Here is a 20,011-nt window from a genome sequence, read left to right on the forward strand (position 1 = left end):
GCCGTTTTTTTATGTCTGTGGCAAGCTATAGACACAAAAAAGCCCGGCAACGTGAATTGCCAGGCTTTTAGAATTTTTACTAAAGCTCTAGATTATAGAGACTCAGTGAAAGTACGTGCGATAACGTCTTTTTGTTGTTCAGCCGTTAGAGAGTTGAAACGCACAGCATAGCCCGATACACGGATAGTTAGCTGAGGGTATTTCTCTGGGTGCTTAACAGCGTCTTCTAGAGTATCACGCTTAAGAACGTTCACGTTTAGGTGCTGACCGCCTTCGATTTTAGGTGCTTTTTCGATAGCGATTTCGCGGCTCTCGTAGTCACCTAGATCTGAAGCAGGGATTACTTGATCTGCTTCATAGCCAGACGCTGCAACAACACAACGAGCTTCGTTCTTTTCAGAATCTAGTAGCCAGATAGAGTTTAGAAGCTCATCGTTAGCTGCCTTAGTGATTTGAATTCCTTGGATCATAATTTTCTCCTCAGCCACATAAGTGGGTTCGATTTACGGATAAACTTGGAGCTTTTTCAATCGCTCACTGCATGTTTGCCATTTTAATATTGATTTACGTCAAAAAACAACTAAAAACCATATTTTTTTTAAGGTGTTTTCCATGACTATGATCAAGTTATAATTAATTCATTGATTTACAGTTCGATCTTTAACAAGATTGGCGAAATTAGCTGTTATTGTGTAGTTTTTTAACAACATTTGTATCAAGTTTGTTGCTGTATGCGTCGAGTATATCGTGGTGTAAGTGACAACAATTAGAAGATAAAGAGAACTTTTTATGTCGACAAACAAGTTTATTGGCGCGCATGTCTCCGCCGCTGGTGGCGTAGAAAACGCTCCTCTTAGAGCAAAAGAAATTGGTGCAAATGCCTTCGCCTTGTTTACTAAGAATCAGCGACAGTGGGTGGCTAAGCCTTTAACGCAAAAAAGCATTGATTCGTTCAAGAAAAACTGTACGGCGTTAGGGTTCAAATCTGAGCAGATCCTGCCACACGACTCATACTTGATAAATTTGGGTGCCCCTGAAGAAGAAAAGCTAGAGAAATCTCGCGCCGCATTTATTGATGAGATGGAGCGTTGTGAGCAACTTGGTTTGACGCTATTGAATTTCCACCCAGGTAGTCACTTAAAGAAAATCTCAGAAACAGAGTGCCTGGCGCGTATTGCTGAATCCATCAACCTTGCTCACAAAGCTGTACCGAATGTCATAGCGGTTATTGAGAACACCGCAGGGCAGGGTACTAACCTCGGCTGGCGATTTGAACACCTAGCCGAGATCATTGAACAGGTTGAAGATAAAAGCCGCGTTGGCGTATGTATCGATACTTGCCACACCTTTGTTGCAGGGTACGACCTACGAACGTTTGAAGCGTGTGAGGAGACATTTGCAGAGTTTGATCGTGTAGTGGGTATGCACTATCTGCGTGCAATGCACATCAATGATTCAAAAATAGTACTGGGTGGTAAGGTCGATCGACACCACTCATTGGGGGCTGGAGAAATCGGTTGGGATTGCTTTAAGTACATTTGTCAGGACTCCCGTTTTGATGGAATCCCGCTGATCCTAGAGACCATCGAGCCTGAGATATGGAAAGATGAGATTCAAAGCCTGCGAGCGTTCGCACTTTAAATTATTTTTCTAATAGTTTGCTTTATTGGCACGCTTCTTCCATTACTTAAAGTGACAGCCGTCACAAATAGAATTGGAGTGTGCCATGTTTACATCTATCTTCCCTCAAGCTCGTCCATGTCAACGTGGTCAAGGTCACCATCGCTCTCCTCAGCGCAGTACTAAAAAGAAGTAATACCTAAATCCGACTCAGTATGCCAATATCTTCTTTATTGTGACAAAGAGATAGAGAAGACGGCATTGAGTTGGCAAGATTTTATTGAACAGGAGCGCTCGCAAGAGTACTTCCAAATCCTACAAGCTTTTATCGATGAAGAGCGGGCTTCAGGTAAAGCCATTTACCCTGCACCGGAACATGTTTTTGCAGCATTTGAGCAGACACCGATAGAGAAGACTAAAGTGGTCATTCTTGGTCAAGACCCTTATCACGGCCCAAATCAAGCCCACGGTCTTAGCTTTTCAGTGTTGCCGGGTAATAAGATCCCGCCTTCTCTTCGCAACATCTACAAAGAACTCTCACAAGACATTGAAGGCTTTGAGGTGCCAGATCATGGCTATCTAAAGTCTTGGGCAGAGCAGGGCGTGCTGCTACTGAATACAGTGTTGACAGTTGAACAAGGCAAAGCCCACTCTCATGCGAAAAGTGGCTGGGAGATATTCACACAAAAAGCCATTGAGTATTTGGTTAACCAGCAGAAAAATATCGTTTTTATACTTTGGGGAGCGCACGCTCAGAAAAAAGTGGCCAGCATCAATGCGGATGATCACTGTATATTAACGTCACCGCATCCATCTCCATTATCGGCCCGACGTGGCTTTTTTGGTTGCCGACATTTTTCCTTAGCTAACCACTATTTAGATCAATGCGGCAAAAACGGCATAAACTGGCATATCCCAACGGCTAATTTGACGCTTTTTTGAGGTATCCCTAAAACATAGATCGGTAAAATTGCTTAAACTTAAGTTAGTTATTGATATGGAGGGATGAATCATGATGATTGAAAGGATCCGTCGCGAGCACGGGTACATGGTGCGCTTGCTCGCGATCTTGAGGAAGAAACTGACGCAACTGAAAAGTGAAGAACCGATCAACTATACCTTGTTAAAAGAGATTGTTGATTATCTTTGCGATCACTCTGAAAAAACGCACCATCCTAAAGAAGACCTTATTTATCATTACTTTATTGAGAAGTATGGCAAGCAAGATAAGATCAGCAATCTTGAAGCCGAACACATAGTCCTATCTAAGACAACGCACGAATTTTTGGATGTTGTGGAGATGGTATTGCAAGATGCTGTGGTTCCTTTGGATGTATTTTCACAGCAACTTGAAACCTTTATTCAAGAGCAAAAACGACATCTGGATCTTGAGGAGCGTGAAGTTCTACCTTTGATCAATAAAACTTTTAGCACTTCAGATTGGCAATTTCTTGAGAAAAAATGGGGTGCACAAGAAGACGACCCTGTATTTGGTGAGACTATTGCTGATAAGTACAAGCAGCTGGCTGCTAGAGTCAAGCAAACGGATGAAGAGTGCATTTAGTACAGATATAAAAAAGGATGGGTTAGACCCATCCTTTGTCTTTCAAGGGAATCCGTTTTACAGCTGAATGTCTTCTAAGCGATATTCACTGCACACGTCCAAATCTAACAACTCCTTTTGTAGTCTCTGACGATCTTTGATTGCTTCAATTTCACGCCACTTACGTTTTACCGGTTTTGAGCGACCTCTGCGAGTCCCACTTTCTTGTGATTCAAAGATACTTTCAAGTTGCAAGCCATCCATAAGCTATCCCTTCTAACTGTAATTAAGTACTTTTCTAGCGATTACCTAGCGTGGGTTAAAAACCCTTTAACCAGCTAAGCAAGCTTGCCGACATTATTACCATGAACATTGCCACTTTATCTTTGAACTGTTTCGCAATTATTTCTCAATCGTGAAGCTTTTGTTCGTCAATGAGGGCTATTTCACACTGGTCAATAACATAGCTGTATGAAAAGTATACGAAAAAGTGTGCAATTTGATTTCTGATGTCGATGACGGCATGATGCGCTCGAAAACTGTAATTCGAAGAATGGTGTATGGGTAATCGTTTGCCATCTACAATACTCAGGTCAAATTATAAAAAAACCGAGTAGTAACCATTCCATTGCTCTTAATCGAGCCTATTTGAGTACGAGGTTGATGTGACAGACTTAATCAATTTAATGAGTGATCTTCTTTGGGGATCAATTCTTATTTATTTACTTGTTGGTGGTGGTATTTACTTCACCATTCGTCTTGGTTTTATTCAGTTCAGACACTTTGGTCACATGTTCAGTGTCCTGAAAAACAGCCGCAAAGCCGATAAAGCTGGTATTTCTTCTTTCCAAGCACTTTGTACCAGTCTTGCTGCCCGTGTTGGTACCGGTAATATGGCCGGTGTTGCGGTAGCACTAACTTTGGGCGGCCCTGGTGCTATCTTCTGGATGTGGCTAATTGCTATGTTAGGCATGGCAACATCATTTGCTGAGAGTGCTCTGGCACAGCTATACAAGACTAAAGATGAAGACGGTAACTACCGTGGCGGACCTGCCTACTACATGGAAAAAGGTCTAGGCATGCGTTGGATGGGGGCATTGTTTTCTATTTTCCTCATCATTGCGTTTGGTTTGGTTTTTAATGCCGTTCAAGCAAATGCAATTGTTAATGCTGTCATCCATGACTTAGCACTTCCTGCGCATATGCTATCTATTGGTGAGTTTGAATTTGATAGAAATGCACTTATCGGTGGTGTACTTATTGCCGCTCTTGCTTCTTTCGTTATTTTTGGTGGCATTCGAAAAATAGCCCGAACAGCTGAAATTATTGTTCCTTTTATGGCGTTAGCTTACTTAGGCCTCGCGCTGTTTGTAATGTTCACTAACTTGGATAAAGTGCCAGATATATTAGCTCTTATTTTCAAGAGTGCATTCGGTTTACAAGAAGCAGCTGCTGGTGGCGTAGGTTACGCTATTACGCAAGCGATGATTAATGGCATCAAACGTGGTTTGTTTTCGAATGAAGCTGGTATGGGTTCTGCTCCTAACGCAGCTGCGTCTGCAACTCCTTACCCACCGCACCCTGCATCACAGGGTTATGTGCAGATGTTAGGTGTATTTATGGACACTATTGTCATCTGTTCTGCAACTGTAGCAATTATTCTTGTTTCTGGAGAATATGTACCAGGAGGTGAAATGACTGGTATTGAGCTAACTCAGCGAGCATTGACTTCAGAGGTTGGCAATTGGGGTGGCTCATTTATTGCAATCGCAATCTTCTTCTTTGCGTTCACTTCTATTATTGCGAACTACTCGTATGCAGAAACGAACCTTATTTTCCTTGAGCACAACCACAAAGCGGGTCTTAACATCTTCCGTGTGATTGTACTTGGCATGGTATTGTTTGGTTCTGTTGCAAGTATAGATATTGTCTGGGTATTGGCTGATGTCTCTATGGGCTTGATGGCGATAGTGAACATGGTGGCTATCTTGCTACTGTCTGGCATCGTAGTGAAGCTGGCAAAAGACTATAATCAACAGCTAAAAGCGGGCAAGGTGCCAACCTTTAACGCTAAAGACTACCCAGAGCTTCACTCTCAACTAGAAGAGGGTATCTGGGACGACCACGAAGAGCTCAAGGCTCAGGTGCAAAGAAACAAATAATCGACTACGCCGATTAAAACAATAGTAAGAGCCGTGCTGACTTAGCACGGCTTTTTTTATACTCTAGAGAACATATGGTAAGAAACCCGAGTAAAGGACATTGGTATGCTGATTTTAGTCTCACCGGCAAAAACGCTAGATTTTGAATCACCACTGGCAACAGAGCGCTATACACAACCTGATTTTATTGCTGATTCAGCGGAGTTGGTGAAGGTGTGTAAAAAACTGACTCCAGTGGATATCTCTGGCTTGATGAAAGTTAGCGATAAGATTGCAGGACTGAACGTGGCCCGCTTTCAAGAATGGAGCAAAACCTTTACACCAGACAACTCACGTCCAGCGATCCTTGCTTTTAAGGGTGACGTCTATACAGGACTAGAGGCAGAGACATTCAGTGAGCAAGACTTTGACTATGCCGAGCGCCATTTCCGCATGCTATCGGGCCTGTATGGGCTGTTAAAGCCATTGGACCTTATGCAGCCCTATCGCCTAGAGATGGGAACAAGACTCGCCAATAATAGAGGCAGTAATCTGTATCATTTCTGGGGAGATAAGATCACAGAGAAGGTCAATGAAACCTTAGCTGAGCAAGGTGATGATCTTCTGATCAATCTAGCATCAAATGAGTACTTTAAAGCGGTTAAGCCAAAGAATGTCCAAGGCCGAGTTATTACCCCTGTGTTTAAAGACCTGAAAAACGGCCAGTATAAGGTGATTAGTTTCTTTGCTAAAAAGGCAAGAGGCATGATGGCAAAATACATCATTCAGAATCAAGTCGATAGCCTCGATGCTCTAAAGCAATTTGACTACGCGGGTTACTACTTTAGTGATACGGATTCGACGCCGAGAGAGTTAGTCTTTAAGCGAGACCAACAATAACGGTTAACCATTAAACCCAGCTCTTGCTGGGTTTAATATAAGGATACACCCATGATTCTAGAAACACCCAGACTGCTTTTAAGAACATGGAAGCCTACCGACTTTGATGCCTTTGTGCAGATGAACCTCACTCCTGAGGTGATGCGATTTTTCCCCAGTACATTGACCCCAATGCAAAGTGTTGAATCAGCGCGACGCTTGTCTGAAGAACTCGACAAGCAAGGTTGGGGAATGTGGGCTGTAGAATGCAAGCAAACCCATCAATTTGTCGGTATGGTGGGACTGCAGCAACGCTTGGCCGAAGATGGCATTCTGGACACTCATTTTGTGGAAGTGGTTTGGCGATTGCAGCAAGCATTTTGGGGACAAGGCTTAGCCCCGGAGGCAGCAAGTGCAGCAATTACCTATGCCTTCGCACAGTTGCCATTCGATACTATCTACAGCCTAACAGCATTGAGCAATCTTCCCTCTCAGCGAGTAATGCAGAAGATAGGTATGCACAATACTGAAAAAGACTTCCAGCACCCAAAGCTCGGTGCTGATTCTCCTCTTAGCTGGCACTGTCTTTATAAACTCACCAAATCACAGTGGTTAAGCTCGAGACGATCCTAAACTAAGGGAGTCATTTATTTGGGAGTAAAATAATGGAAGCGAGAGTAAGCATCATTACATTGGGGGTGTCAGACTTGAAGCGCTCGCATGCCTTCTATTCCGCACTTGGCTTTCCCTCTAGCTACACTGAAGAGCAAGATATTGTATTTTTCAGAACGTCGGGAGTTTGTATAGCCCTCTATCCAATGCATAAATTGGCTGAAGATATTGGAATTAACCTGCCAGATTATCAAAACCAAGCACCAATGATGACATTAGCGCATAACACCAAAGCACAGCATCAGGTGGATGAGATCCTAGACCTTGCGGTAAAAGCGGGTGGCACTCTGGTTAAGCCCGCTCAGCGAGTATTTTGGGGGGGTTACAGTGGTTATTTTCGAGATCCAGATGGGCATTATTGGGAAATAGCTCATGCCGATTTTTGGCAGTTCAATGAAGATGGTAGTTTACTGATTGAGTAACAAAGAAAAATCCCCGGCTCAAAGAGCCGGGGACTGTATTATTTCTTCTTTTTCTTAGCCTTGGTTGCGGTTTTTGCAGCTGGCTTCTTTTTCTTCTTCTTAAACACTGGTTTTTTGTGTTTAGGGCGAAGCTCCTTGATGAAGCGTTCTTTGATCGCTTCTTTCGTGTAGCGCTCAACACGGTCAATCATTGGTTGATCGTGCGCCTCAACGATAGATACTGCGTTACCTTTTTTGCCTGCTCGCGCTGTACGACCAATACGATGAAGGTATACATCAGCGGTGCGAGGTAAATCGTAGTTAATTACATGGCTAACGTCTGGTAAGTCAATACCACGAGCGGCAACATCGGTCGCCAGTAATACGTTCACTTGGCCATCACGGAAGCGAGCAATCGCGTTGTTACGACGATCTTGAGGCATCTCACCTTGGATCCAGCTACAAGGGATTTGAGCACTGTCCAGTTGTTGACGAAGCTCTGCAAGGCGTTCACGCGTTTTCAGGAAGATAATGCTTCTTTCCGCTTGCTCGGTAATGATGTACTTAAGCAGTTCTAGCTTATGCTCTGCATCATCGGCACGGTGATACCACTGTTGAATTTTTTTACGTTCTTTTAGTGAAGGCTGTGCATCAATTTCTGCAGGGTCTTTAAGTAGGCCTTCGGTGAAGCCTTCAACGCCTTTGCCTTCAAGAGTTGCTGAGAACAATAGCGTCTGTTTACGCCAGCGACACTCGTTCGACAGTCGGTCTACGATTGGGCCAAAGCCCATGTCTAGCATTCGGTCAGCTTCGTCTAAGATTAGCCATTCGATAGCTCGGCAGTCGAAACGCTCTGCGTTGATGTATTCCATCAATCGACCTGGCGTCGCAACCACAATGTCTTGAGTAGTTGATAGGATATCAGCGTGGTCTTGATACATAACACCACCGGTGATGGTGAAAATATTAAGGCTGGTATGTTTTGCTAATTCTTTAGCTTGTTCCGTAATCTGCATCGCCAACTCGCGAGTAGGAGTCAGAATCAATACTCGTGCTGGACCGCCACGACGACGTGGAAAGTCTAAAAGGTATTGCAACGCAGGAAGTACAAAAGCCGCGGTTTTACCTGTGCCTGTTGGGGCAGAAGCTAGGATATCTCTACCGTCCAGGGCTTGAGGGATCGCTTCACTTTGTACTTTTGTTGGCCTTTCAAAGCCGATTTCTTCTATGGCTTTAATAAGGGATTGGTCTAAATCTAACTCAGCAAAAGTTCTTAACACTGCAGTGCTCCGCAAACGGGTGGACGATAAAAGAAAGTATTATAGTTTAATGGTGACGCACGTCACACTCTTATTTACATCTTTAAGTAAAAACTCTGTGTTAGCGCAACAAACTCCGCGCTATAGCCATCACCTTTATGGATAATGAGCTCTGTTTCTTCGGTTGGACCGCTGTTATCCATACCCAATTGCAATTCAAACAAGTAGCGGGTGTAAGCTTTCTTGGGTGTGGTTTTTACCTTACACAATCGACTCAAGTGCCAACCGTTGTTGGTAGCGCGCAAAATACACTGCTTGGCTTCTTCTACGGGTAATATAAAACTCGCGCTACCGCTACTTAAGAGTAGCGCTTTACAAGAGTCTAGAAGGTCTGGGTGAGATAAGGTGTCAGTATGTCTCGCGGTCGCTCTTGTGGTCAGAGAGGATTGTTCACCTGAATTAAAATAAGGAGGATTACAGATAATGGTATCAAATGTTTCCTTATTTGATTTTGAGAAGGAGGCGATATCCGAATGATACAGTCGGAAACGCACTCCCCATGGGCTAGCGTCAATGTTCGTTTTTGCCGCTTCAATCGCAGAGTGATCAATATCTACAGCCACAATATCCAGTTCAGTGTTTCGCTGCGCACACATCAGAGCCAGCAACCCCGTGCCTGTGCCAATATCAATAAGCTTGTTGCTGCGAGTCACATTTGTCCAAGCGCCTAATAGCACCCCGTCGGTGCTCACTGGCATGCCACTATTACCTCCCCAAATAGAGAATGACTTGAACTGGAAGTTCTTTGTTTTTGTCGTCATGGCTAGATTGAACCCTAGGTTGTTTGTAACGAGAATTGTGCTTTGTTTTATGCAAATGCGGTGTATGCAATGGTTTTGTTATTATTTCTGGGTGTTCTGTTGGTTTTTGGTTTAGCTTGAAACACTGCTTTGGTGCGCCTAAACTAGTTGAACACACTGCCATTTGGTTAAAAAATCGAAACTATATGGCGTTTAAGCTCGTTTACTTGAGATTGTTGAATGCCCTGTTCATTATGCTTCTCATAAAAATTAATCATAGAGGCGCTGAATTAGCGCGTCCAGCAAACTATTTATCTTCGAGGTTATTTTGAAGAAGAGCTTATCCATTTCAGACATTGTTGCACTTGGCTTTATGCTATTTGCGTTTTTCTTAGGTGCTGGCAACATCATCTTTCCACCAATGGCCGGCCAATTAGCAGGCGAAAACCTCATACCGGCAATGGGGGGCTTTTTGCTTACCGCTGCGGGACTACCTCTAATTACTGTGGTTGCTGTGGCTACAGCGGGTGGCACATGGGATCATTTAACTAGCGATCTTCCTAAGAAGGTGGCTCTGCTAATCGCTGCGCTAATTTTCATTATCATAGGCCCTGCATTTGCTGCGCCACGAGCAGGCTTAGTAGCTTATGAAATGGGTATTCGCCCGTTTGTTTCTCAACCGGGAACGCTGCACCTTGCACTCTTTTCGATTACCTTCTTTGTTCTAGCGATGGCACTGGCTTGGGCTCAAGGGTCTTTGCTAGATACTATTGGTAAGGTTTTAACCCCTATCATGTTTGTGGGCTTGGTCGCTCTCTCTGTTGCTGTAGTGCTTAACCCTCAAGGTCCGATTATTCATGCGCAGGGTGACTATATGAGTCAGCCCTTTACCAAAGGGATTTTGGAAGGCTACCTAACTATGGATACCTTTGCATCACTGATGTTTGGTATGCTACTTGTTCAAGCGATTAATTCTAAGGGTGTGACAGAACGTAAAGATGTTGGACGCTACCTTATCGCTGCAGGTGTTATTGCTGCTGTAGGACTATGCCTTGTATATATTGCTCTGTTCTATCTAGGAGCGACAAGTAACGGCATTGCTGCTGGGCTTGAGAATGGCGGCGCTATTCTTGCTGAATATGTGAAGGCACTGTTTGGAGATAAAGGTCAGTGGGTTCTTTCGGTCATTGTGCTATTGGCTTGTTTAACTACTGCGGTTGGTTTGATTTCTGCGAGTTCAGATTTCTTCAGCAAAAACACTAAGCTAGACTACAAGTTCTGGGTTGTTGTAAATGGCAGTGCTTGTGCGCTTGTGGCTAATGTTGGCCTTGCACAGTTAATTGAGCTATCTGTCCCTGTACTGTTTGCGCTTTACCCAATTGCTATTGCCTTGGTCGCACTGACTTTTGTTCGCCCATGGCTACCTAATCCCAAATTGGCCTATCGTTTTGTCCTCATGATCGCTTTTATTTGCGCGTTAATCGATGCAGCAAAAGTGGCAGGGCTTGATGTATCGCTATTTAAGTTCTTACCAATGTTTGAACTGGGCCTAGGCTGGGTATTGCCTACCTCTGCTGCTTTAGTTGGCATGCTATTCACGGGTTCACAACAGGCAGGCATAGAGAAGCAAGCAGAAGCCTAATTCATTTAGGATAAAATACGCTTCTCGATACGCGAAAAATCAATAAAAAAGGAGGCACTTTAAATGCCTCCTTTTTTCTATTTCTGTTTTTACTTACAGTGAGTCAGCGTACTCAACAAGGATCTGCTCACACCAAGAAGCGATGCGTTCGTCGCTGAATTCGTACTGAGAGTCTTCATCAAGTGCGAGCCCTACAAACTTGGAGCCATCTTCGGTGAGTGCCTTTGATGCTTGGAATTCATAGCCTTCTACTGGCCAGTAGCCGATAAAGTTAGGTTTGCTTGGCTGAAGCTGCTGATGAAGTAGTCCCATCGCATCCTGAAACCATTCGCCATATCCTTCTTGATCCCCTAAGCCGAATAACGCGACGTGCTTGCCTGTTAGCGGTACGCCATCTATGTCGTGCCATAATGCTCCCCAATCCTCTTGAAGTTCACCGAAATCCCATGTGGAAATCCCTAGAATCAAAAACTCATAGTCGTTCATTAGGGAGAGTGGGGTATCTTTTACATTGTGCAGATCTACAATATCGCTTCCAATGATGTCTCGAATTTTTTCTGCTGCCATTTCGGTATAGCAGGTGGTAGAGCCGAAAAATAGTCCTATTTTCATCATTTTAATTATAGCTAATGGTCATGTTGCTAATTCTACCTTTATTTTTACTAACTTTCAGTGCCCGCCTCTAGCAATCGGCCCAATGCTTGTATACTTTAAGGTGACTATATTGGTATTACTGGAACTTTTAGCTTGTTAAATCAGAATCTTATAGAGCAATTCTTAGATGCCGTCTGGATGGAAAAGGGCTTGTCTGAAAATACCTTAGCCTCTTATCGGTTGGATCTAAGCAAGCTATCGCAATGGCTTGAGCAGAATAAGTCCGATTTATCCTCAGTCAGTTACCAAGAGCTATTAGATTATCAAGCTTGGCTGGTGGACAAGAACTTTGCCCAATCTAGTCGCGCTCGAATGCTGTCTGCTATGCGCCGATTGTTTCAATATCTTTATCGAGAAAAAATACGCTCTGATGACCCTAGTGCGTTATTGATCAGGCCTAAGCTTCCAAAGCGGCTACCAAAGGATATTAGCGAGCAACAGGTGGAGAGTCTGCTTGATGCGCCCAATGTAGATGACCCGATAGAGCTTCGCGACAAGGCGATGCTTGAGCTTTTATATGCAACTGGTTTGCGTGTATCAGAGCTTGTAGGGCTTACCATGGAAAACATGAGCTTGCGCCAAGGTGTAGTACGAGTAGTGGGTAAAGGGGGAAAAGAGCGATTAGTTCCTATGGGTGAAAATGCCATTGATTGGATTGAACGTTTTCTTACCCATGGCCGGTCTCAATTAATGGGAGAAAATTCCTCGGACGTTGTATTTCCGAGTAAGCGCTCTCGTCAAATGACACGACAAACATTTTGGCACCGTATCAAGTACTATGCACAGATTGCTGGTATTGATACTGATACGTTATCACCACACGTGATGAGACATGCTTTTGCCACTCATTTATTGAACTATGGTGCAGACTTACGTGTCGTACAGATGTTGCTGGGGCATAGTGACTTATCTACGACTCAAATTTATACTCATGTTGCCACAGAGAGATTGAAACAAATTCATCAGCAGCATCACCCAAGAGCGTGATCGTGCAGTTTTTATGTTCACACGCTGTACCCATTATTTAGTAGGAAATTGTATGAATATTTTAGGTCGAGTCTTCGGCTTGGTTATGTGCTCTTTAGTTGCCTTTAGTGTGAGTGCAACAGAGTTTAACGAGGCTCAGATTAAGGAACGATTCGCTAAAATCGGTGTATCCGTAATGCAAATCGAATCTATTGAGGTTGATGGATTGGTAGAAGTGACCACCAATCAGGGAACCTTTTATGCAACCCCAACGGGCGATTACTTTATTCCTGGTAAATTGTACTCTCTCGATGATAAGGGTAATTTCCAAGATGTTGCTGCACTTAGGAATGGCCCAAAGATCGTAAGCCTACTAGACCAAGCCAGCGATGAGATGATTGTATACAAGGCAGACAATGAAAAATATGTTGTGACTGTCTTTACGGATATCTCTTGTGGCTACTGCCTGAAGCTACATCGCCAAATGGCGGAATACAACAAGCTAGGCATCACAGTGCGCTACCTTGCGTTCCCAAGAGCGGGTGATCGCAGTGATATCGGCCAAACTATGGCTAATATCTGGTGCAGCGCCGACCCAGCTAAAGCGATGAACGATGCTAAGCTACGTGGTGAAGACGTGAGTGCTTCTAGCGACAGTATTCAGCAGTGCCAAACTACGGTTTCAGAGCAATACCAATTAGGCAAAGCCATTGGCGTGTCAGGTACTCCTGCGGTTTATACCTCAAAAGGTATGAATGTGGGCGGTTATCTGTCACCTGAAGACCTACTGAAGCGACTAGAATCACAAGGCTAACCCCTATAAGCGCTGTCATTGAGCACAGCGCTTTTCTTTCTCATTACTAGACCTAAGAAGCCATGATCGAGATTAAACGTCGTCCCGCTGCTGATATTTCCAATCTGCCCACAACACTGTCTGCATTGATGCGACGCATTTATGCCGCTCGTGGTATCGAGTCTTCGGTGCAACTTGAGCGCGGTGCTAAAGGGTTGCTTCCACCGCAGAAGCTTCATGGCATCAAAGCGGCAGCAGAGCTGTTGCTTAGTGCTATTAAAGAGAACAAGCGCATTATTGTGGTTGGAGATTTTGATGCGGATGGCGCCACCTCGTCGGCATTGTCAGTGCTGGCGCTGCGAATGCTAGGTTCGAGCAATGTCGATTATCTCGTGCCGAACCGTTTCGAAGATGGCTATGGCTTAAGTCCTGAGGTGGTGGAACAAGCCATTGAGATGGGCGTTGATCTCATCATGACAGTAGATAATGGCGTTTCGTCTATCGAAGGGGTGCGATTTGCCAAGCAAAACAACATTCAAGTATTGGTGACGGACCATCACTTGCCTGGACATGTATTGCCTGAAGCCGATGCAATGGTGAACCCAAACCTTCATGAATGCGACTTTCCATCCAAGGCATTAGCTGGGGTTGGTGTTGCCTTTTATTTGATGGTGGCGTTGCGAGCATTGATGCGCCAAACCAATTGGTTTAATGAATCTGGCGTGGCAGAGCCTAATCTTACGGAACTGCTTGATTTAGTGGCGCTAGGTACTGTCGCCGATGTCGTGCCTCTGGATGAGAACAATCGAATCTTGGTGCATCAAGGCCTGCAGCGCATTAGAGCTGGCCTAGGTCGTCCCGGTATTCAGGCTCTCATTGAGGTATCAAAGCGAGAGTCTAGCCGTTTGGTGGCGTCTGATTTTGGCTTTGCATTAGGGCCACGTATTAACGCGGCTGGACGCTTGGATGACATGTCGTTTGGCGTAGAGCTATTGATGTGCAATAACATTCATGCCGCCAGACGTATGGCCACTGAGCTTGATGCGCTTAATATCACGCGCCGAGAAATTGAAGAGGGAATGAAGCAAGAAGCGCTCGCCTTTTGTGAGCGATTGCAGTTCAGCTCCGATCAAGAAATGCCCTATGGAATAACGCTATTCCAACGTGATTGGCACCAAGGGGTGATTGGCATTCTTGCTTCAAGAATCAAAGATAAATTCCATCGACCTGTCATCGCATTTGCCGATGGTGGTGATGGTTTTATTAAAGGATCCTGTCGTTCAATCAAAGGGCTACATATGCGTGATGCCTTAGATAAGATTGACGTACAAAATCCTGGATTAATCCTAAAATTTGGTGGGCACGCCATGGCTGCGGGTTTGACGATTAAAGAGATGGACTTTACTCGCTTCAGTGAATTATTTGATCAAGCGGTTCGAGATGAGGTAGATGAGCATGCCTTAAAGGGCATTGTATTGTCTGACGGTGAGTTAACACCGGAAGAGTTCAATATGCACACCGCAATGGAGATCCGTAATGGTGGTCCTTGGGGGCAAGCCTTTCCTGAGCCTATCTTTGATGGTGAGTTTAAGGTATTGCATCAAAAACTAGTGGGCGAGAAGCACCTTAAGCTCATGCTTGAGCCTTTGCATAAATCTCATGCCACCAACATAATGATCGATGCGATTGCCTTTAATGTCGATCTGCGTCGCTGGCCAGATCCTGCAACCACTAAGATAAAAATGGCCTATCGGCTTGATATCAATGAGTTTAGAGGCAACCAATCACTACAACTTATGGTTGAACATATTGATGCTGCCTAACAAGGCAGCTCAGTTTACTTCTTCTTAATATCCACTAACTTCAAAATATTTCTGTATCTTGGTCACATTTTTGAGTAAAATTCCGCGGTTATTTTCTATTCAAAATATTGGCCAAAGATGTTTGAAATCAATCCGATTAAAAACCGCCTACAGGACGTGTCTGAACGCACGAATGTCCTGAGGGGGTACCTTTGACTATGACGCTAAGAAAGAGCGCCTAGAAGAAGTAAATGCAGAGCTAGAACAACCGGATGTATGGAATGAACCTGAGCGTGCCCAAGCGCTAGGTAAAGAACGTGCATCATTAGAAGCTGTCGTTGAAACTATTGATTTATTGGATCAAGGTGTAGAAGACGCAGAAGGCTTACTTGAGTTAGCGGTTGAAGAAGAAGACCAAGAAACCTTTGACGAGATTGAACCTGAACTGGCTGAGCTTGAAGCTAAGCTCGCGAAATTAGAGTTCCGTCGTATGTTCTCTGGTGACCACGATGGCGCCGATTGCTACATAGACCTTCAATCTGGTTCTGGTGGTACAGAGGCGCAAGATTGGACCAACATTATGCTACGTATGTATTTGCGCTGGGCTGATGCTAAAGGGTTCAAGACAGAGGTTATCGAGGTTTCCGAGGGTGAAGTTGCTGGCCTTAAGGGTGCAACAGTGAAGATCTCTGGCGAGTACGCCTACGGCTGGCTTCGCACTGAAACGGGTGTACACCGTTTGGTACGTAAATCACCGTTTGACTCCAGTGGTCGTCGCCATACCTCGTTTGCATCTGCATTTATTTACCCAGAGATTGATGACAACATTCAGATCGATATTAACCCATCAGATCTTCGTATTGACGTATACCGCGCCTCAGGTGCTGGTGGTCAGCACGTAAACACCACTGAATCTGCGGTTCGTATTACTCACGTACCGACTAATATTGTGGTTCAGTGTCAGAATGACCGTTCTCAACATAAGAACAAAGACCAAGCAATGAAACAGCTTCGCGCTAAATTGTTTGAGTTTGAACTGCAAAAGCAAAACGCTGAGAAACAAGCGAACGAAGATGCGAAATCAGACATAGGTTGGGGTAGTCAAATCCGCTCGTATGTATTAGATGATTCGCGAATCAAAGACCTTCGCACTGGTGTAGAAAACCGAAATACTCAAGCCGTTCTCGACGGTGACCTAGACAAATTTATCGAAGCCAGCCTGAAGTCTGGACTGTAAAAAGGGTGAAATATGACTGACCAAGTTCAAATTGATGAAAACAAACTGATTGCAGAGCGCCGTGCGAAATTGGATTCAATCCGCAAGGAGTGTCAAGCAAACGGTCACCCTAACGACTTTCGTCGTGACAGCCTAGCGGGTGACCTGCAAGCTCAGTTTGGTGAGAAATCAAAAGAAGAGCTAGAAGAACTTAACCATGTTGTGGCTATTGCTGGCCGTATCATGGCAAAACGTGGTCCATTCTTGGTAATTCAAGAAACCTCTGGCCGCATCCAAGCATACGCTGCGAAAGATGTGCAGAAAGATCTTAAAGCGAAATACCAAGGTCTTGATATCGGTGACATCGTTGGTGTCAAGGGTGCGCTACATAAATCAGGTAAGGGTGACCTATACGTGAACATGGAAGAGTACGAGTTGCTGACTAAGGCACTGCGTCCTCTACCAGAGAAGTTCCACGGTCTAACAGACCAAGAGATGCGTTACCGTCAGCGCTACGTTGACCTTATCGTGAACGAAGATTCTCGCTCTGCATTCATCATTCGCTCTAAGCTAGTATCGTCAATCCGCAACTTCATGAGCTCAAAAGGCTACCTAGAAGTTGAGACGCCAATGATGCACGTGATCCCTGGTGGTGCGACTGCGCGTCCATTTATCACGCATCACAACGCGTTAGATATCGACATGTACTTGCGTGTTGCTCCTGAGCTTTACCTTAAGCGTCTAGTAGTTGGTGGCTTTGATCGCGTATTTGAGATCAACCGTAACTTCCGTAACGAAGGTCTATCTCCACGCCACAACCCAGAATTCACCATGATGGAATTCTACCAAGCTTACTCTGACTACAAGGACCTTATGGACCTTACCGAAGAGATGCTAAGCACAGTAGCTGTAGATGTATTGGGTTCAACGTCAATGCCTTACGGTGAAGAAACCGTTGAGTTTGGCGGCACTTACGCTCGCATGAGCATGTTTGAAGCGATCAAGCACTACAACCCAGACCATGCTGAGATCCAGGCGCTAACGGAAGCAGACCTACAAGATCGTGACAAGATGGTAGCCATCGCTAAATCGGTACACGTACAAGTAGAAACATTCTGGACTTGTGGTCAGCTTCTTGAAGAGATCTTTGGTGAAACGGCTGAGCCTCAGCTAATTCAGCCGACTTTCATTACAGGTTACCCAGCAGATATCTCTCCACTGGCTCGTCGTAGCGACAGCAACCCATTCTTCACTGACCGCTTTGAGTTCTTCATTGGTGGCCGCGAAGTAGCAAATGGTTTCTCTGAGCTTAACGATGCAGAAGATCAAGATGCGCGCTTTAAAGCGCAGGTAGATGCGAAAGATGCAGGTGATGATGAAGCAATGTACTACGATGCTGATTACATTACAGCACTAGAGCACGGTCTTCCGCCGACAGCAGGTCAAGGTATTGGTATTGATCGCCTAGCGATGCTATTTACCAACACTCACACTATTCGTGACGTAATCCTATTCCCTGCGATGCGCCCTCAGCAATAATCGCAGTTATAGAAGAATGAACAAGCCACATCAGTAATGATGTGGCTTTTTTTATGTTCCTGACTCTACGGGCTCAACTTCTTCTTGAAGTTCAAGTAGATTAATCGCAATAGCGACAAAATCACTATCAGTAATAATGCCGACCAACTTGCTATTTTGGACGACGGGTAGACAGCCAACCTTGCGCTTTTGCATCATCATTGCACTTTCTCGCAACCCTGCATGAGGGCTTACTGTGATGACACTCTTACACATAGCTTGGTTCAGAGGAGTATCCAAGTTATACGCGCTTTTGTCAGGGTTAATCTGCAAGCTAGAGTCTTGAGCGGCCAAAATATCCCTTTGAGTGACTAAGCCTAATAGCTCATCATCAACATCGACAACAGGCACGTGCCTAATATCATGCTCTGCCATCAGCTTTTTAGCATCAGCCAGAGTGTTGGAACGCAACAGGGTGTAGGGGGTGCGAGTCATAAGCTCGACAATTTTTATCATAATAATCTCCTAGCAAGTTCCTAATCGATTCAACTGATTTAACTATAGTAATCAGGGCAAATTTATACTTTGATTTACACCTAATATTTGCTCAAATATTTGTACTTTTTGTTCCTCATAATCAACAAGTTATTACATGTAAACTCGATTTTATTTGCATACCATGTGTGACTGGTATCATATGATTGAATTATTTGTAGTTGTAACCTTTTGTATTCGATATAGATCTTCCATTTTTACAAGTGGCTTAGATAGAAAATTAAACTAATTAAATACTTATAAATGGATATAACTATGAATAAATGGATGTTGGCTACGTTCCTAAGTTCAGTGGCATTAAATGGATATGCAATAACGTTGGGAGATGAAGCGACCGAGAGTCGATACAATGTGAGTATTCGCTCTAGTGAAATGGCTGAATTTCCCATCTGTATGGGATCACTAGTGGATAGATACTGGGTGTTAACCGCCGCGCATTGTGTGGTGATGCCTGGAGACGATGAGGAGAGTGAAAAAGATTACCATGTGACTCTACCTGGAAAACTCGCTATAACATTTGGTTCTATTAGCTTAGAGGTATCTGACGATGGTACTCCAAGCGATATCAATAATATTATCAATGTATCTCATATTGTTGTTCATCCCAGTTACAGAAGAGTGCATCAGGTCGAAATGACAGAACTTGGCGATGAGCTCATCAGTACAACGATGACAGATGACATCGCACTACTTAGATTAGAATTACCGTTAGACTCTATTGCTCCAGTGACTCTTGCGTCACCGGCCAAAATGGCAGAAATAGAACCCGTGTTAATGGATGCATGGCGCGCTTTAGTTGGGGGAGACACGCGTCCCTCAAATATACATTTGGCCGGTTGGGGAAGTAAAAATGAACAAGACCCGTACGCCAAAAAAGTGTCGGTTAGTTTGCAGGAAACCCAGTTAGCGTACTTCCCCGTATTAGAATGTTTTAATCGACTTGAGTCAGGAAAAAATTACCCAGAGTTTATCCCTAATAGTGCAGACCCATCAAAATTTTGTACCCAACCTACTAAGTGGAGTGAATATCAATATATAGATCCTGATGATCCAGAAGAAGAGCCGATTTATGAGGGGCAATTGGTAGGTAACTCAGCGTGTCTAGGTGATAGTGGTACAGCATTGATTGCAACAGATGTAAACAATACAGAATATCAAGTAGGAGTTGCTAGTGGTGGCCCTCTTGTTGAGCCTATTTGTGGCTCTGTGACAATTCCAAATTTCCATTCCAAAGTTTCTTATTATTATGATTGGATTCAGGAGTATTTAGGTAATGAAAGTGCTCCTGAATCTACAATCGTGCCTCCAGAGTTCATTGAAAATGCGAATCAAAGTATTGATGCTCCTGAGGATGAAGGGTCTGCGGGTGATGGGGATTCCGACGAAGTTACATTACCAGAAGAAGATACTGAAATTTGTGACGAATCAGCATCAGTATTTAAAGAATGTGGTGAGTCGAGCTCTGGTAGCCTCGGTACTTTAGGGGTTGGGCTTCTAGGCTTAATCGTTCTGTATAGAAGGCTAAGGAATAGGGTCCTCTAAGTATATAG

The 20,011-nt window shown here is 44.2% G+C and carries 20 protein-coding genes; 14 read left to right on the top strand and 6 right to left on the bottom strand.

Translation table 11 applies throughout. From position 1 onward, the window contains the following. Window positions 1–92 precede the first annotated feature (92 nt). Window positions 93–470: an autonomous glycyl radical cofactor GrcA gene (gene grcA, locus D5I41_RS10260; protein ID WP_017026874.1), complete on the bottom strand. Its 378-nt coding sequence runs from the start codon at window positions 468–470 to the stop codon at window positions 93–95. Between the two features lie 319 nt (window positions 471–789). Here grcA and nfo point away from each other — a divergent pair, with 319 nt between their 5' ends. The 3 genes from nfo (at window position 790) to D5I41_RS10275 (ending at window position 3,184) form a co-directional block, all read left to right on the top strand. Continuing rightward, window positions 790–1,641 carry a deoxyribonuclease IV gene (nfo, locus tag D5I41_RS10265; protein ID WP_119009716.1) on the top strand — a complete coding sequence of 284 codons (852 nt, stop codon included), beginning with the start codon at window positions 790–792 and terminating at the stop codon, window positions 1,639–1,641. A 240-nt stretch (window positions 1,642–1,881) separates the two neighbouring features. Next, window positions 1,882–2,562, top strand: coding sequence for a uracil-DNA glycosylase (gene ung / locus D5I41_RS10270; RefSeq protein ID WP_119009717.1), 681 nt, complete (start codon window positions 1,882–1,884; stop codon window positions 2,560–2,562). 70 nt (window positions 2,563–2,632) lie between these two features. Continuing rightward, a complete protein-coding gene (locus D5I41_RS10275) occupies window positions 2,633–3,184 on the top strand; it encodes a hemerythrin domain-containing protein (protein ID WP_119009718.1) in 552 nt (183 codons plus the stop codon). 57 nt (window positions 3,185–3,241) lie between these two features. On the opposite strand, the gene D5I41_RS10280 is transcribed toward D5I41_RS10275, so the two are convergent. Next, window positions 3,242–3,427, bottom strand: coding sequence for a DUF3545 family protein (locus D5I41_RS10280; protein ID WP_119009719.1), 186 nt, complete (start codon window positions 3,425–3,427; stop codon window positions 3,242–3,244). 401 nt (window positions 3,428–3,828) lie between these two features. Between D5I41_RS10280 and D5I41_RS10285 the strand changes: the two genes are divergently transcribed. From D5I41_RS10285 to D5I41_RS10300, 4 genes are all read left to right on the top strand, one after another. Then, a complete protein-coding gene (locus D5I41_RS10285; RefSeq protein WP_147094823.1) occupies window positions 3,829–5,325 on the top strand; it encodes an alanine/glycine:cation symporter family protein in 1,497 nt (498 codons plus the stop codon). A 105-nt stretch (window positions 5,326–5,430) separates the two neighbouring features. Then, window positions 5,431–6,204 (top strand): peroxide stress protein YaaA, encoded by a 774-nt coding sequence (gene yaaA / locus D5I41_RS10290; protein ID WP_119009721.1) that lies wholly within the window; start codon window positions 5,431–5,433, stop codon window positions 6,202–6,204. Window positions 6,205–6,255: 51 nt separating this feature from the next. Next, the gene (locus tag D5I41_RS10295) at window positions 6,256–6,816 is read left to right on the top strand and encodes a GNAT family N-acetyltransferase (RefSeq protein ID WP_119009722.1); all 561 of its coding nucleotides are present in this window, start codon (window positions 6,256–6,258) and stop codon (window positions 6,814–6,816) included. Between the two features lie 32 nt (window positions 6,817–6,848). Continuing rightward, the gene (locus tag D5I41_RS10300; RefSeq protein ID WP_119009723.1) at window positions 6,849–7,277 is read left to right on the top strand and encodes a VOC family protein; all 429 of its coding nucleotides are present in this window, start codon (window positions 6,849–6,851) and stop codon (window positions 7,275–7,277) included. Between the two features lie 38 nt (window positions 7,278–7,315). On the opposite strand, the gene srmB is transcribed toward D5I41_RS10300, so the two are convergent. Together srmB and D5I41_RS10310 are read right to left on the bottom strand one after the other, a co-directional pair. Then, window positions 7,316–8,536, bottom strand: coding sequence for an ATP-dependent RNA helicase SrmB (gene srmB / locus D5I41_RS10305; protein WP_119009724.1), 1,221 nt, complete (start codon window positions 8,534–8,536; stop codon window positions 7,316–7,318). Between the two features lie 74 nt (window positions 8,537–8,610). Continuing rightward, complete coding sequence (locus D5I41_RS10310) at window positions 8,611–9,336, bottom strand: tRNA1(Val) (adenine(37)-N6)-methyltransferase (protein WP_119009725.1); 726 nt, start codon at window positions 9,334–9,336, stop codon at window positions 8,611–8,613. A gap of 307 nt (window positions 9,337–9,643) precedes the next feature. On the opposite strand from D5I41_RS10310, the gene brnQ reads away from it, so the two are divergent. Next, on the top strand, window positions 9,644–10,957 hold the full coding sequence (brnQ, locus tag D5I41_RS10315; protein ID WP_119009726.1) for a branched-chain amino acid transport system II carrier protein: 1,314 nt from the start codon (window positions 9,644–9,646) through the stop codon (window positions 10,955–10,957). A gap of 93 nt (window positions 10,958–11,050) precedes the next feature. Here brnQ and fldB read toward each other — a convergent pair whose 3' ends face one another. Then, window positions 11,051–11,569: a flavodoxin FldB gene (gene fldB, locus D5I41_RS10320; RefSeq protein WP_026026340.1), complete on the bottom strand. Its 519-nt coding sequence runs from the start codon at window positions 11,567–11,569 to the stop codon at window positions 11,051–11,053. 117 nt (window positions 11,570–11,686) lie between these two features. On the opposite strand from fldB, the gene xerD reads away from it, so the two are divergent. The 5 genes from xerD to lysS all read left to right on the top strand — a co-directional run bounded on the left by xerD (window position 11,687) and on the right by lysS (window position 17,927). Next, window positions 11,687–12,598 (top strand): site-specific tyrosine recombinase XerD, encoded by a 912-nt coding sequence (xerD, locus tag D5I41_RS10325; RefSeq protein WP_119009727.1) that lies wholly within the window; start codon window positions 11,687–11,689, stop codon window positions 12,596–12,598. 52 nt (window positions 12,599–12,650) lie between these two features. Beyond that, window positions 12,651–13,391, top strand: a complete 741-nt coding sequence (gene dsbC / locus D5I41_RS10330; RefSeq protein ID WP_119009728.1) for a bifunctional protein-disulfide isomerase/oxidoreductase DsbC — start codon at window positions 12,651–12,653, stop codon at window positions 13,389–13,391. A 62-nt stretch (window positions 13,392–13,453) separates the two neighbouring features. Further along, window positions 13,454–15,193, top strand: coding sequence for a single-stranded-DNA-specific exonuclease RecJ (recJ, locus tag D5I41_RS10335; RefSeq protein ID WP_119009729.1), 1,740 nt, complete (start codon window positions 13,454–13,456; stop codon window positions 15,191–15,193). 117 nt (window positions 15,194–15,310) lie between these two features. Beyond that, window positions 15,311–16,409, top strand: a protein-coding gene (prfB, locus tag D5I41_RS10340; RefSeq protein WP_102322210.1) for a peptide chain release factor 2 whose coding sequence is annotated in 2 segments (ribosomal slippage) — window positions 15,311–15,385 and window positions 15,387–16,409 — 1,098 coding nt in all. Because the reading frame shifts where the segments join, the coding sequence is not laid out codon by codon here. A gap of 12 nt (window positions 16,410–16,421) precedes the next feature. Then, window positions 16,422–17,927 (top strand): lysine--tRNA ligase, encoded by a 1,506-nt coding sequence (gene lysS, locus D5I41_RS10345; protein ID WP_119009730.1) that lies wholly within the window; start codon window positions 16,422–16,424, stop codon window positions 17,925–17,927. Window positions 17,928–17,978: 51 nt separating this feature from the next. On the opposite strand, the gene D5I41_RS10350 is transcribed toward lysS, so the two are convergent. Beyond that, window positions 17,979–18,422, bottom strand: coding sequence for a CBS domain-containing protein (locus tag D5I41_RS10350; protein WP_119009731.1), 444 nt, complete (start codon window positions 18,420–18,422; stop codon window positions 17,979–17,981). Window positions 18,423–18,716: 294 nt separating this feature from the next. On the opposite strand from D5I41_RS10350, the gene D5I41_RS10355 reads away from it, so the two are divergent. Continuing rightward, window positions 18,717–20,003 (top strand): S1 family peptidase, encoded by a 1,287-nt coding sequence (locus D5I41_RS10355; protein ID WP_162892820.1) that lies wholly within the window; start codon window positions 18,717–18,719, stop codon window positions 20,001–20,003. Window positions 20,004–20,011 lie beyond the last annotated feature (8 nt).

This window comes from Vibrio superstes (assembly GCF_003569005.1).
GTDB lineage: Bacteria > Pseudomonadota > Gammaproteobacteria > Enterobacterales > Vibrionaceae > Vibrio > Vibrio superstes.